General features: G+C 55.1%; 12 protein-coding genes. 6 read left to right on the forward strand and 6 right to left on the reverse strand.

Annotated features, from left to right (window positions below; genetic code table 11):
- Positions 1-136: 136 nt before the first annotated feature.
- A complete protein-coding gene (locus HALO_RS17415) occupies positions 137-3322 on the reverse strand; it encodes an efflux RND transporter permease subunit (RefSeq protein ID WP_050713758.1) in 3186 nt (1061 codons plus the stop codon).
- Positions 3323-3328: 6 nt separating this feature from the next.
- Positions 3329-4525, reverse strand: coding sequence for an efflux RND transporter periplasmic adaptor subunit (locus HALO_RS17420; protein WP_035577402.1), 1197 nt, complete (start codon positions 4523-4525; stop codon positions 3329-3331).
- A 397-nt stretch (positions 4526-4922) separates the two neighbouring features.
- Between HALO_RS17420 and HALO_RS17425 the strand changes: the two genes are divergently transcribed.
- Both HALO_RS17425 and HALO_RS17430 read left to right on the forward strand, forming a co-directional pair.
- The gene (locus HALO_RS17425) at positions 4923-5882 is read left to right on the forward strand and encodes an AraC family transcriptional regulator (RefSeq protein WP_035577401.1); all 960 of its coding nucleotides are present in this window, start codon (positions 4923-4925) and stop codon (positions 5880-5882) included.
- 443 nt (positions 5883-6325) lie between these two features.
- A complete protein-coding gene (locus HALO_RS17430; RefSeq protein ID WP_050713759.1) occupies positions 6326-6892 on the forward strand; it encodes a manganese efflux pump MntP in 567 nt (188 codons plus the stop codon).
- 192 nt (positions 6893-7084) lie between these two features.
- On the opposite strand, the gene HALO_RS17435 is transcribed toward HALO_RS17430, so the two are convergent.
- Positions 7085-8020 carry an AraC family transcriptional regulator gene (locus HALO_RS17435; protein ID WP_050713760.1) on the reverse strand — a complete coding sequence of 312 codons (936 nt, stop codon included), beginning with the start codon at positions 8018-8020 and terminating at the stop codon, positions 7085-7087.
- Between the two features lie 112 nt (positions 8021-8132).
- Between HALO_RS17435 and HALO_RS17440 the strand changes: the two genes are divergently transcribed.
- Complete coding sequence (locus tag HALO_RS17440) at positions 8133-9353, forward strand: MFS transporter (protein ID WP_035577395.1); 1221 nt, start codon at positions 8133-8135, stop codon at positions 9351-9353.
- A gap of 112 nt (positions 9354-9465) precedes the next feature.
- Here the strand turns inward: HALO_RS17440 and HALO_RS17445 are convergent, their stop codons facing one another.
- Positions 9466-9819: a MerR family transcriptional regulator gene (locus HALO_RS17445; protein ID WP_035577392.1), complete on the reverse strand. Its 354-nt coding sequence runs from the start codon at positions 9817-9819 to the stop codon at positions 9466-9468.
- An 80-nt stretch (positions 9820-9899) separates the two neighbouring features.
- Here HALO_RS17445 and HALO_RS17450 point away from each other — a divergent pair, with 80 nt between their 5' ends.
- A complete protein-coding gene (locus HALO_RS17450) occupies positions 9900-10715 on the forward strand; it encodes an aminotransferase class IV family protein (RefSeq protein WP_035577389.1) in 816 nt (271 codons plus the stop codon).
- A gap of 160 nt (positions 10716-10875) precedes the next feature.
- Here the strand turns inward: HALO_RS17450 and HALO_RS17455 are convergent, their stop codons facing one another.
- Positions 10876-11418, reverse strand: coding sequence for a YdeI/OmpD-associated family protein (locus tag HALO_RS17455; protein WP_050713761.1), 543 nt, complete (start codon positions 11416-11418; stop codon positions 10876-10878).
- A 147-nt stretch (positions 11419-11565) separates the two neighbouring features.
- Positions 11566-12330, reverse strand: a complete 765-nt coding sequence (locus HALO_RS17460; RefSeq protein WP_035577384.1) for an SDR family oxidoreductase — start codon at positions 12328-12330, stop codon at positions 11566-11568.
- Between the two features lie 460 nt (positions 12331-12790).
- Between HALO_RS17460 and HALO_RS17465 the strand changes: the two genes are divergently transcribed.
- A complete protein-coding gene (locus HALO_RS17465) occupies positions 12791-14443 on the forward strand; it encodes a sodium:solute symporter family protein (RefSeq protein WP_035577382.1) in 1653 nt (550 codons plus the stop codon).
- 85 nt (positions 14444-14528) lie between these two features.
- Positions 14529-14660 (forward strand): putative transporter small subunit, encoded by a 132-nt coding sequence (locus tag HALO_RS23570; protein ID WP_222425819.1) that lies wholly within the window; start codon positions 14529-14531, stop codon positions 14658-14660.
- The last annotated feature ends 50 nt before the right edge of the window (positions 14661-14710 follow it).

Raw genomic sequence — 14710 nt, forward strand, 5'->3', positions numbered from 1 at the left:
AAAACTAAACACTAGAATTTGAGATTTACTTATCCAACCCGCCATCAGGCAGCCGTTTAACCGGAAAGGGGAAACCCACTGCCCAATTGATTAGTGAAAGAGGAGCAGTGGATTTTTATAGCAGAACTAAACGTTTTTAACCATGGCTACCTTCAGGCAAATTACCCTGATCGGCGTCTAAAGAAGTGCTGTGATGGCTGACCAGTGGGCCTGACAACTTGCGCAGCGCCACGTAGAACACCGGCGTGAGGAATAGGCCGAACAGGGTGACGCCGATCATGCCGGCAAACACCGCAGTTCCCAGCGCTGCCCGCACCTCGGCGCCTGCGCCAGTGGCCACTACCGAAGGTAACACCGCCGCCGTGAAGGCAATCGAGGTCATGATGATCGGCCGCAGCCGCAGTCGGCAGGCTTCCAGGGCCGCTTCCACTACGCCCTTGCCCTGCAGTTCCAGCTCACGGGCGAATTCCACGATCAGGATGGCGTTCTTGCACGCCAAGCCAATCAGCACCACCAGCCCCACCTGCACGAAGATGTTGTTGTCACCCCCACCAAACCAGACACCAATCAACGCCGCCAGCATCGACATGGGCACAATCAGAATCACCGCCAGCGGTAGCGTCCAGCTCTCGTAGAGGGCCGCTAACACCAGAAATACCAGCAGAATCGACAGCGGGAAGACCACCAGCGCCGCATTCCCCTGAGTGGATTGCTGGTAGCTCAGGTCAGTCCACTCCAGCGCCATGCCCGGCGGCAGCACCTCTTCCGCCAGAGCGTTGATGGCGTCCATCGCCTGGGCGGAAGAAAGCACGCGGGGGTCAAATTCGCCGGCTAGGTCTGCTGCTGGGTAGCCGTTGTAGCGCAGCACCGGGTCTGGTCCAAAGGTTTGCGTGATGTTCACCATCGTGCCGATAGGCACCATTTCTCCCTGGTCGTTGCGGGTGCGCAGGCGGGCGATATCTTCCMCGCTGCTCCGGTAGGGAGCGTCCGCCTGGGCGATCACCTGCCAAGTGCGCCCAAAGCGATTGAAGTCATTCACATAGGTCGAGCCAAGATAGGTCTGCAGAGTGTCGAACAGCTCGGTCAACGGCACGCCCTGAGCCTTGGCCCTCAGCCTATCCACCTCGGCATCCAGCTGCGGCACGTTGGATTGATAGCTGCTGATCGGAAAGCCCATTCCCGGTGTTTGCGAAATAGCCCCCTGGAGCTGGTTCACCGCCTGCTGCAGCGCCCCATAGCCAAGATTGCCGCGATCCTCGATGAACAGCTGGAAGCCCGACCCATTGCCTAGCCCCAGAATCGGCGGTGGCATGAAGGAGAATGCGAAGCCTTCTTTCAGGCCGCCAATGCCCTGATTAATGCGGGCGTTTATCTCCGCTGCGCTAAGGCTGCGCTCACCAAAGGCGCTGAGGGTAAGAAAGGCCACCCCGGTGTTGGAGGTATTGGTGAACTGCAGCGCGTTCAGGCCGGGAAAGGCAATGGCGTGCTCCACGCCCTCGGTCTCCATGGCGATGTCCACGACGTCCTGAAGCATCTGGTCGGTTCTCTCCAGCGACGCGCCTTCCGGCAGAATGACGCCCGCGATCAGATAAAGCTTGTCCTGCACTGGAATAAAGCCGGGTGGCACCGCCTTGAACATCACGCCGGTGCCCAGCAACAACAGCGCGTAGACCACAAACACCGCGCCACGATGCTTCAGGGAGCGAGCCACGCCGCCCTGGTATTTGTTGGAGCTGGCGTTAAAGAAACGGTTGAAAGGACGGAAAATCCAGCCGAACAGCTTATCGATCACTCGGGTGAGGCGATCTTTGGGCGCGTCATGGGGCTTGAGTAGCATCGCTGCCAACGCAGGCGATAGGGTCAGCGAGTTGATGGTGGAGATCACCGTGGAGATGGCAATCGTCACCGCAAACTGGCTATAGAATTGACCGGTCACCCCCGAGAGAAAGGCCATGGGGATAAACACCGCACACAGAACCAGCCCCACCGCGATGATAGGCCCGGAGACTTCTCTCATGGCCTGATGGGCGGCGGCCTGAGGTTTTAGGCCCTCCTCAATGTTCCGCTCCACGTTTTCCACCACCACGATGGCGTCGTCCACCACGATACCGATGGCCAACACCAGGCCAAACAGGGTCAGCGTGTTAATGGAATAACCCAGTAGGTAGAGCGCGCCAAAGGTGCCTATCACCGAGACCGGTACCGCAAGCAATGGGATGATGGAAGCACGCCAGGTCTGCAGGAACAGCGTGACCACCAACACCACCAGCAGCACGGCTTCAAGTAAGGTGGCTATCACTGACTTTATAGAGTCATTAACAAAGATCGTAGTGTCGTAGACGGCTTCGTACTCAACACCTTCCGGGAACTGCTCAGACAGTTCCTCCATGGTGGCTATCACCTGCTCTCGGATATCCAGCGCATTGGCACCCGGTGCCTGGAATATTCCCACCCCCACCGCGTTGTTGCCGTCCAACTGCGAGCGCAGCGTATAGTCCCCGGCGCCCATTTCCAGCCGAGCCACATCCGCAAGCCTGAGTATCTCGCCGCTGTCGCCGCGGCTCAGCACGATGTCACCAAACTCTTCCACCGTTTCAAGCCGCCCACGGGCGTTAATCAGGGTGAGAAAATCACTATCCGCGATGGGTTCGGCTCCCAACTGCCCAGCGGACACCTGGACGTTCTGCTCTCGCATAGCCCCCACCACATCGCTGGCCGTTAGGCCGCGGGCAGCGATCCGATCGGGATCCAGCCATGCTCGCATGGCGTAGTCACCTCCGCCGAAGATTTGCGCATCCCCAATCCCTTCGAGCCGGGCCAGGCGGTCACGAACATTCAGCCGCACATAGTTACGTAGGTAGAGAGTGTCGTATTCACCACTGGGAGAAGTCAGGTGAACGACCATCAGAAACGTCGGTGACTGTTTCTGGGTGGTGACGCCTTGGCGGCGTACAGCTTCCGGCAACCGAGCCTCTGCCTGGCTAACGCGGTTCTGTACGCGAACAGCAGCCTGCTCAGCATCGGTACCGGGACGGAAGGTGATGGTCATTTGCAGTACGCCATCAGAACCCGCAACAGACTTGAGGTACATCATGTCCTCGACGCCATTGATGGCTTCTTCCAGCGGCGTCGCTACCGTCTCGGCGATCTCCTTCGGGTTGGCACCAGGGTAGACCGTGCGCACCACAACCGAGGGAGGAACCACGTCGGGGTACTCGCTGATCGGCAGGTTGGGAATAGAGATCAGCCCCACCGCAAGAATAATGATCGACAGCACCGCCGCAAAAATCGGTCGGTCAACGAAGAAACGGGAGAAATTCATGACGGTTTACTCCTCCCTGGCCGCAATGGTGGGCTGGTCGTCGGAAATAGGGCCATCAGCCGCCGGGGCGGCCGCTACGCTTTGCGGGCTCACTTCCATTCCGGGGAAGAACACTTTTTGCACACCATTGACGATCACTCGATCACCCGCTTGAAGCCCGTCGGTGATAACGGTTCGTTCTGCCACCTGCCGCCCTGTGGTCACCTGGCGCTGCTCTGCCAGGTTATTCTCATTGACGACATAGACGTAGCGGCGATCCTGATTAGTCAGCACTGCCTTACGGTCGACCAGTAATGCTTGCTCTAAACGAGCGACCGGCATTTCGACCCGTGCAAACTCTCCAGGCCGAATGCGACCCTCCGGGTTGGCCAGCACCGCCCGGAATTGCAGAGTGCCCGTGTTGGGGTTTAAACGGTTGTCGATAAAGTCCAGGGTGCCCGTGTACTGCCGCTGCGGGTCGCCGCCCAGCTCGATGGTCAGGCTATCCGTCGCGTCAACGGTCAATAGTGTCTGACTGGCAAACGCGGCCTGCTCATCTGCCTCAAAGTAAACGTGTACCGGATCAATGCTTACCAGCGTGGTCAGCAGGCTCTGATCGGCATTGGCCAGATTACCCCGGGTCACCATGGCCCGGCCGACGCGGCCACCGACCGGTGCGGTAATGCGGGTGTACTCAAGGTCGAGCTCGGCGGTATCTAACGCCGCTTGGGCGGCATCTACCATAGCGCGTGCGTTGTTTAGCGCCGATTGACGCTGATCATGTACTTCTTGAGAAATGGCCTGACGCCCCAGCAACACCCGGGCACGCTCGGCTTCACTGCCAGCCTGAGCCAGCTGGCTCCTGGCTTGGGCAAGATCCGCTTGAGCGGCACCTATACGCGCCTGATAAGGGCGCTGGTCGATCAGGAACAGCAGGTCTCCTTGCTCTACCAGTTCGCCCTCTTCAAAGGCCACTTCTTGGATATAGCCGCTAACCCGGGCTCTTAACTCCACCGTTTCTGCGGCTTCTACCCGCCCGGTGAATGACTCGCTCAGCACCACCGGCTGCGCTTCGATTTCCGCTACGTCAACCTCTGGTGGCGGCGAAGGCGCTGCCGCTTCCTCGCTTTTGGCTTCACAGCCGGCTAGTAAGACCGTTATTAGCAAAAACGGGATCACCGCTCGGCTGCTTGCAAAGCGGGCTCTTTGAGACAAACTTCCCATGATGACTTGCTCCCCTGGCTACCGGCATCCGGTAGCGGCGTTCGTTATATAGATGGGTAACGCGTTGGTAGTTATGTAGTCGGTTGAGCAGCGCCAGATTCGACCAGAGACCAAGCACCGACCGGATATCAGCTAACATAGGTGAAGGGGGCGTGGGAGAGGTATCGGGTTCCTGCGGGAAGATTGCCTAATTCTGTCGTGGCGGGTAAAAGCTTAAATAAGAGGGTGAGGCGAGATAACGACCTATTTCGGTGCATAGGCACGATGACAACGTGATGACACTTGGTGCGAATTGTCGGTTTCTACGGGGTGCTTGCCTGATTCTGCAAAACCAGCCGAAAAACCTTCGATTCCTCAAGCGAGGGCATATACTGCAAACTGTTAAGGAGGAGAGCCCGTGACCGTTATCGCACCTGAACAGATCACCCAATTCAGCGACAGCCTGCCGCAGCAATTGAGCCAAGTCGTCCGCCGCTGGTCGCCCCTTGAAGCACTTCAGGACACGGCGATTGCCGAAGTTCAATTGGTGCGCACTGACGCCCCTTCCAGTTTTCACTGCGCCGTCTATGAACCGTGCCTGTGCTTTGTCATTCAAGGCAGCAAGACTGTGTTACTAGGTGACAAAGAGATCGTATACACCGGCCCCAGCTACATGGCGAGCGCCGTTCACTTGCCAGTGGTAGGCAGGATTGACCATGCCTCCCCAGAAAAACCCTTTCTGGCGGTAAAAGTCTCTGTGGATCCTCAGGAAGTAGCGGGGCTGATACTGGAACTGGGTGATAAGGCACCGCTCTCGGGGAGTGATGCTATCTGTTCCGAGATGGACTGCGGATTAAAGTCGGCTCCCATGGATGCCCGTATGCAGGGCGCACTCTTTCGCTTATTAAGCCTGCTCGACTCCCCGGAAGATATTAAGGTGCTTTCGCCCTTGGCCCGGCGGGAACTGATCTACCGGGCATTAATGGGCGCATTGGGGCCACATATGCGCCGGTTTGCCGCCTCGGACTCCCAGGCTAATCGGATTGCGCAGGTTATCTACACCCTTAAAGAGCACTTTGCCCAGCCGCTTAAGATCCGTGAGCTGGCAGATGCAGCCAACATGAGCGAATCGACGCTTTATCACAGTTTCCGTCAAGTCACTCGCATGTCGCCCCTGCAGTACCAGAAGAAACTTCGCTTGCATGAGGCCCGGCGACTAATGCTGGCCGAAGGACTGGAAGCGGCCACCGCCAGCTATCGTGTGGGTTACGAAAGCCCTTCACACTTCAGCCGCGAATATAGCCGCATGTTCGGCGCGCCACCTCGCGCTGACGTCATTCAACTGCGGGCAGCGGGAACAGCTCCGCAGACTGCATGACTTCCAGTGTGATCGGCCTCTGGTTTTCCCGATGATTCTGATAAATGGCTATTTAGTCTTTTATAACTTCAAGCTACTTAATCTTGAATCACTGCAACTAAATCACCAACAACAATAACGCTATAGATAACTATAAATCTTTAACCTTAAAAGCACATCACAACGTCATCAAACATGACGAACACAATAGGTTCACATCTTTATCAAAAGTCACACAAGTATATTAAAAGCAAACAAAATCAGCTAACACACACATTGTTAGCCAAGGCTATGATAGTTCACTATTACAAACTTTATTTTTAAAGCTCTGTCTTGTTTGTTTAATAAATCGTGGTAGGATTCATCGCTATTGAATACCCGACTCTTACACTCAAGCATAGTATTACTACTCTGCCACTGGGTAAATGTGCGCGGTACTTTTCCAGCGAGCGAGTTCACACTCCATGACACCGATTACCCTGCTGTTTCTGGCCGTATCCATGTCGGCGGATGCCTTCGCCGCCTCCATCAGCAAAGGCGCCGAGCTGCAAAAGCCACGGKATCGTCACGCCATCAGTATTGGCCTGGTCTTTGGTGTGATCGAAGCCATTACCCCAGTACTCGGCTGGGTAGCGGGCAAGGCATCCCAGCAGTATGTGCAAGCCTGGGATCACTGGGTGGCCTTTACCCTGCTGACGCTTATCGGCCTTCACATGATGCATGCCGGGCTCAAAAAGGAAGACAAGATAGAGCATCGCAAACAGACGCTCTGGTTATTGGTGTTGACCGCCACGGCAACCAGCATTGATGCCATGGCCGTGGGCGCCAGCCTCGCCTTTGTCGATGCCAATATAATCGCCACCAGCCTAGCTATCGGCCTCGCTACTACGGTAATGGCCTCTATAGGCACTTTTCTGGGCAATAAGCTTGGCAAGTTTGTCGGTCACTGGGCAGAACTTATCGGCGGTATTGTGCTAATCGGAATTGGCTTAGCAGTACTGGCCGAGCACACGGCTTTTTTTAATGCTTAACCAGCAATTTATAACCGTTCCCCCTTTTAAACCTGGAAGTCCGACTTAATCAACATAAGCGCCAAAAGGGTGACACCACTTACTGCGGCGGCCATATTTATACCTTGCGTAAACGCAGACTGTGCTTGCTCAAGTATCTCATCGGAAAGCCGTTCAGCAACTTCACCGGGTGTTGAAGCAAAACTTTAACCGTCACAAGATCTCTGCTTCACGTGCTTCACTCGGCGGGTGTCCAATAATGCGTTTGAACGCGCGACTGAATGAAGCTTCGGAGTCATAGCCAAGCCGGTTCGCGGCCACGGCGATGCGCATATTGTCCCGGGCTATCCACTGTCGAGCCTGAAACATCTTTACCCGCGCCACATACTTGGCGGGAGTCACACCTAACATCCGGCTGAACTTATCGTTAAAGCTTGAGCGCGAAGCCCCCATGACATCCGCTAACTCGGCGACTGACCAATCGCGCTCCGGTTGTGTATGGATGGCTGCCAGCMCCTTGCCTAGCTGTGGGCAGCGCACGGCGGCAATCCAACCGCTGGAGTCGTCACTGCAGGCACACTCAATCCAAGCGCGAATAATACTGGCGGCCAGCACATCGGCCAAACGGGCAAGTATGCCGCAGGCACCGATCCGATCCAGGCTAATTTCTCGCTCCATTGCCTCCAGTAAAGCAGGTACCGATGGGTCACGTTTAGCCAAATCGCTAGCGCGCATCATGTCAGGCATCATCGCGATCAGTGGATGTAGTGGGTCGAGGTTGAAGTGCATGGCGCCACAGAAAAGCACATCCGGCTCAATATCGCCCTCTTTGGTTCCACTGTTCACCAGATAAATATTTTCAGAGACCGGCCTGCGAGCCAACGTAGCCTTACCCACTGCAGGCACGTCCTGCGAGCTGGCCATGACGTGGGAAGCTCCGCGCGGAAAGAGCACCGCATCGCCAGCGTTCAGGTATGTCCACTCGGTTGTCTCGGTACGCAACCAGCACCCGCCTTGCGCCACAAAATGAAAATGTGCTGCTGGCTGGGCAGGGGTTGCGACGGCCCAAGGGGGGCGCAGCAGGCATCGTCCATACTCCACACCCTCAAGGCGCAGGCCGAGCAGAATTTCAGTTAAGGTGTCGCGCATATTAATGAACTCGGTTTGGACAAATAGTCATGCTTTACGTTTTTTATATCATAGAAAAGCCAAAACCTTAACTTTACACTGCAGCTTCAACTAACACTTTAGTAGGCCTGCAATGAACAACACTACTTGCTCCGCCAGCCCGTCATTACTAACAGCAACACCCACCGCTGAACCTACCTCAGCCAATTGGATGGGCATTGTCAGCCTCGCGCTGGGGGTTTTTGGTTTAGTGACTGCCGAATTTTTACCGGCCAGCCTGCTGACGGCCATGGCAGCGGATCTCAACATCTCCGTTGGCGCCGCGGGCCAAGCCGTCACGGCTACTGCTGCAGTGGCTGCGCTTGCCGCGCTAACAATCCCACTCCTGACCCGCAATTTTGATCGTAGGTTTGTGCTGCTTGGTTTATCGCTGCTGCTCGTCATTTCCAACGCGTTGGCAGCGACGGCGAATAGCTTTTTTGTTTTAATTTTTGCTCGAGTACTGCTGGGAATTGCCTTGGGAGGGTTCTGGTCGATGGCCGCTGCTCTGGCAATGCGCATGGTGCCCGACAATCTGTTTGCACGCGCCATGTCTATTGTTCTGACCGGCGTATCTGTCGCTACCGTTTGTGCAGCGCCTCTGGGCGCCTATATCGGTGGTCTCTGGGGGTGGCGAAGTGCGTTTATTGCCGCTGGTTTCCTTAGTCTGATAACGCTCGTGACTCAGCTTTTCACCATTCCCGCTATGCCGCCAAAAGACAATCCAAGCCTGCGCATTCTCTTCCAACTGCTTAAACGCACGCAGGTTCGCGTTGTGCTGCTAGCCGTAGTGCTGATGATTTCAGGCCATTTTGCCGGATTTACCTATATACGACCGCTCCTTGAAGAGGTGGCGCAGCTATCCGTCAGTGCAATCTCTGCGGTACTGCTCGGCTTTGGTATTGGTGGTTTTTTTGGCAATTTCGCCGGTGCATTTATCGCAGAACGTAGCGAGCGCAACGCCATTATCTTTGGTGGGGCACTCATTATTGCGATCACCATTACGCTACTGTTCGCGGGTAGTCTGGCCAGCGTTACTGCTGTATCTATCGCATTGTGGGGGTTTGCTTTCGGCGCATTTCCCATCGGATTTCAAGCCTGGATTGTTCGCGCCGCACCTGATCAGGTTGAAGCTGCGGGGGGCTTGATAGTTGCCGCCTTTCAGGTTGCTATCGCCAGTGGCGCCATAGGCGGTGGTATATTAGTGGATTACCTCGGCGCTTTAGGTGGCCCTCTATTAGCCCTGATCACTACCAGCCTGGGAACATTGCTTGTGTTGTCATTTGGGCCACGCACACAACGCCCAGCCTGGTAGAAGGAGAGCCGGGGTGAGTGAAACTCCCGGCTCTTCTGTTGACTAGCCCTCCAAGCGAGTACGCAATGGCTTAAGCGTTACATGCCCCTTGGAATTTCCGCTGTCCACCGTTTCATTGCCGCTCTATATCGAACAGAAAACTTTCTAAAATGGCACGGCTTTGGGCCAGTTTGGCTGCTTTCTGGTCGGCAAACTCAATTTGTTCGTGCAAGACATTGCGTAGTTCGTCACAGGGCTCGAAGACTGGGCCCTCCCCTCTCACACACGGTAGGAATTGCTTGATGGTTGCCAGAGTCATGCCTGCTGAACCGAGCAGTTTGATCCGCTCGACAGTACGGATCTCACCCTGCCCATAATGACGATAGCCATTGGCGGCGCGCGTTGGCTTAAGTAGGCCTTCCGCTTCATAGTAGCGCAGCATGCGAATGCTGACTTCGGTGCGTTTAGCCAGTTCTCCTATTTTCATTTCACTCTATTGACTCTTACAGCGCTGTTAGGGTTTAGGGTAGTGGCTCCTCACTGCAAATTCAATCAGGAGTCAATGCCATGTCCACTAACGCCAGCAATTTTCAGGCCCATATTAATGGGCAACCAGCCACTCTTTCAGAGCTGATCCCCCTAGCCTTTGCAGGGTTTGCCCATTTCACGGCCATGCAGGTACGAGATCGAGAGGTCAAAGGGCTAGATCTTCATCTTGCCCGTCTGCAGAAAGCGTCAAAAGAGTTTTTTGGAAAGATGCTTCCCGAAGAGCAGCTAATCTCCTACATCAAAACAGCTATTGATGAAGGCCCGAAAGACCAGTCATTAACGGTTACTCTCTTCTCCCGTCACGGTGAATTCACCGCGGCCAGCATGGATGCAGAGCCAGACGTACTCGTCCGTAGCAGCGCAGCGGCTAATGGCCCTAAAGGGCCGTTGAGGCTGAGTAAGGTAGATCACGAGCGACCTCTGGCTTCTATTAAGCACGTTGGTGAGGCGGGCAAAACTTACTATCTACATCAAGCTCTGCGCCAGGGCTTCGACGATGCAGCCTTTGTCGACCGCCATGGGCGATTGAGCGAGGCAACCATCTGGAACCTTGTTTTTTGGGACGGGGAGACGGTTATCTGGCCCCAGGCGACAATGTTGCAGGGCACCATGATGAGCATCGTCCAACGCCAACTGAACCGCCTTGGTATTGCCCAACGCCATGAGGAGATCACCATTGTTCGTCTTTCGGAACTGTCCGGTGCCGCGGTGATGAATTCATGGACMCCCGGGATCGCAGTCACTGCCATTGCTACCACTGTTTTTGAAGAAGCAACACCACTCATCAGTTTGCTCCATAAAGCCTATCAGGCTGAGCCCAACAGTGTGTTGTAGGAGCCTACTTTGACTGCTTTTTAAATTATCGGAATGAAAGTTTGGAGCCGCGGCAATGCTCTAAGGAAGGGCATTGATTAGGCCGATTTTGGCGGCGGCTCATCACTTACAAGTCTTCCATATAGCGCGGAATCTGAACGGCAATGCAGAGGCTACAGCGCTAGTCGGCCGCTTTAGCTTTAGGTGGGCTAAACGCTTTACTGTAATAGCCAGATGGATCGAAGCAGCAAACGCGGCGCTTTCCAGAAGCAAGCATGTCGCAAGCATCGAGAATCCGCTTCGCTCGAGTCTTGGACTGCTTGGCGGACGTAATCCAATGAATCCAGTCCAGGCGAGCAATCGTCGTGGTATCGCTCCAAACGGCTTGAGCTTCTGGAGACTCTGCAAGGGCATCCTGCAAATCAGCGGGCMCCTCGGGTTCAGGCTCCTGCTCTACAGGCGTAATCTCAAAGGTGACATCGTCGCCACTGTTAACGCCTGCCGATTCAAGCAGCTCTTTACTTACCCGCAACCAATGGCTCAATTGGCCGTCCGGTTCAAGAGTAGCCTGGAAGGCATAAGTATTGAGAGTGCCCTCTACCGTTGTCCTGCCTCGCCGTGGGAGCTTCTCACTCACGCTTTTGGGCAGCACGACAAAAGCCCATGAATTATCGCTATCCTGCTTGGCGGGACGAAGAAGCGTTGCTTTAAACTGAGATGTCATAGCTCTTTGTATCCTATGTTTAGTGTGGCAATTAACAGTACTCCAATCAAAAGGGGCAGCCCCTCCTTCAGAACGGGCTGCCTGTGGCATGCTGCTGCATAGCTCAAGGCCCCTAATCCTGATTATAGTCAGAGTGAGGCCCTATATTCAGACGCGATTTATTGATACTCCACCATCTGCCAATAGTGCCGTTCCGGTCGTAAAGCTGGATGCATCTGAAGCCAGGTAGAGGGCGGATTGAGCAATCTCTTCAGGCTTTGCCGTCCGCTTCATTGCATGCAGGCTGGCTACGAACGCTAACGCTTCGGGAGTGTTGGCAAACTCCCTGGCTGCAGCGGTATCCGTTCCCCCCGGCAGTAACGCATTCACCCGAATGTTATCAGGGCCATACTCGCAGGCGAGCACCTGCGTCAACCCTATTAGTCCCGCTTTACTGGCCGCATAAGCCGCCATGCCAGGCATTCCGGCGCTATAGCCAACAAATGTTGAAGTGAAAATTAACGAGCCACCGCCAGCCGACCGCATGGCAGGCAGTTGATACTTAGCTGCCAGAAAAGCGCTTGTTAAATTAGTCGTGATTACCTGATTCCAATCAGCCAATGACATCTCGGGCACCGGCCCCATCGCGCCTAAAATGCCTGCGTTGTTAAACGCAACGTCCAGTTGACCAAACCGCGCGAGTGTCTCGTCAACAAGCTTTTTGGCGAAAGACTCATCACCTACGTCGCCAGCAACCGCTAACGCTTGGCCACCCTCCTCTTTTATAGCGCTGACCAGCACCTCCAGCTCTGACTCTCTTCTGGCCGCTACCACGACAGTAGCTCCCTCCCTAGCGAAAAGCCGGGCAGTCGCTCTGCCAATACCTGCGCTGGCACCAGTAACAATGGCGACTTTATTTTCGAGTGCATTCATCTTTGTAATCTCCATCATTGTTCACAGATAGGGAAACCTCCCCATCAACAGCGAGGATCATAAGAAGCCGCTTACCTGGCGCCGACCCGAAACTTGCTACATTTCGCTGGTACATTAGTGCTGAACATGCCTGAAGCCTTTTAAGCGCACGGCGCACCCGATTCCCGGTGCAGCGGGTATTCACCTGTACTGTTCACGCTTAAGGGCGTAGGGTAGCCCTCCGGATCGACTCCCCCAGCGCTTTGTTGCGATTCACTGTGGAAATCCATCTGCCTCCCTATTTAAGGCGTTTCCAACGCCTGACACTTGCACGACCTGATCGCCAACCGCGATCTCATCTCGCTACAGACATACCTAGAAAGATGTTCTGTTTTTTGCTTACGTCCTGTCGCGGCCACTCCTTCAAGGGAACTGTGGTTGCTATTTAGGATGCTAGGGCTGCAAAGCCTATGGGTATTCAATGAACGAAGAAAATTTCTATCAATTCTCGACCGTGACTGTGCTCGCCTTGTTGGCGTTTTTTTACGGCGGCACTTACCTGCTGACCCTGCTGATTAAGAAGAAAAAGGAAAATACCGACGCCTTTATGGTGTCTAATCACCAGATCGGCTTTGGCCTTGGCGCTGCCAGCATGACCGCCACCTGGATCTGGGCAGCCTCGTTCTACGGCGCTGCTACCTCGGGCTATACCTACGGCATTTCCGGCCCTTTGCATTACGGGCTGTGGGGTGCGCTGATGATTCTGTTCATCTACCCCTTTGGCCGCCGCTTTCGCAAACTGGCGCCCAATGCTCACACCCTGGGCGAGCTTATCCATGCCCGGCACGGCTCTTCCAGCCAGTTGATTCTCGCCTCCTCCAACATTCTGGGTAGCATCATCAGTCTGATGGTGAACTTCACGGCTTCCGGCGCGCTGGTCTCGGTGCTTTCACCACTCTCGTTCCAGGCCGGTGTGGTGATTGCCGGGGTCGGGGTGCTCTCCTATACGCTGTGGTCAGGTTTCCGCGCCTCGGTGCTGACGGATTTCGCCCAGCTAATGGCGATGATGGCCGTGGCCATCCTGATTATTCCAGCGGTGATGTTCGCCCTCGGCGGCCCAGAAACGCTGTCAGATGGCATGAGTCTTCTTACGCCAGAACAAGCCAACCTGTTCTCGATGGACGCGATCCTCAATCAGGGTGCGCCCTTCTTTGTAGCGGTGCTGGCCTACGCCATTGGCAACCAGACTATTTCCCAGCGCCTATTCGCCGTGCGTGAAGACCATATAAAACCAACCTTCATCACCGCGACCATTGGTTACGGTGCCATTGTCATTGGCCTTGGCATGATCGGCTTGATGGCATTGATGACCGGCATGGAGCCCATCGATGGCGACATGAACAACCTGATCCCGCAGATGGTTTCGATGTACCTCTCGCCGGTGTTTATCGCGCTGTTCTTTATCCTGGTAATCGGTTCGCTCTCTTCTACCGCCGACTCGGATCTTTCCGCCATGTCAGCGATTGTGATGGCCGATGTATATGGCAAGAACATTGCTAAAAACAAACCTAATCCCACCAAGATGCTGTTTATCGGCAGGCTGACCATGGTCGTCGCAACGCTGATCGGGGTGATTCTCGCCAGCTTCTCGATGGATATTCTGATCATGCTGGTCTTCGTTGGCGCACTTTGGGGGGCGATTGTGTTTCCGGTCATCGCCAGCTGTTTCTGGGATCGAGTCACCAATACGGCCTTCACCTCTGCGGTCATCGCGGGGCTGGTGATGTTCTGCGTCGCACGCTTTGAGCTGCTGCCCTTGGTCGGCGTGGTCGGAGGGCTATTCGAATTACTCGCTGCCGTAGGTGGTGGTGTGGTGCTCGGTCTGATGGCCTTCGGCTTCTGTGGGCGCCGGGTCGGTGTGATCTTCGGCGCACTCAGCGCCATCGTGCTGGCCTACTTCAGCATTGGCTTCCTGCGCGACTACACAGTGCTGCTGGCGTCACTGATGGCCTACGGCGTTAGCACGGCTGTCTGCATCGCGGTCAGCCTGATGAGCTCGAGCAAGTTCGACTTCTCACAGATCGATCAGAAAGTGATCAACTACGATCCGGCCAAGCCTGCTGCTCAGGCCTAAGCCCTGTGCGAGCTCTTTGAAATAAGCCGAAATCACTTCATCAACTGGTGCGCCATTACGCACCAGCGAGACAATAGGAGAGCATATGCAAACCTTTATATTGGCATTATATGTACTGATCTGGCCGCTGATCTCACTTGTCATCTTGGCGGTAATTGGCATTGCTACCGTCAAAGATATTCGCGTGGCTAAGCGCGAGAAGCGTGAGCTGGTTTGAAACAACGGTTAATAGATGGACAGTAACAGTGTCAATTGGAAGGAAGCGGG

The organism is Halomonas sp. R57-5, from assembly GCF_900070345.1.
Classification (GTDB): domain Bacteria; phylum Pseudomonadota; class Gammaproteobacteria; order Pseudomonadales; family Halomonadaceae; genus Vreelandella; species Vreelandella ventosae_B.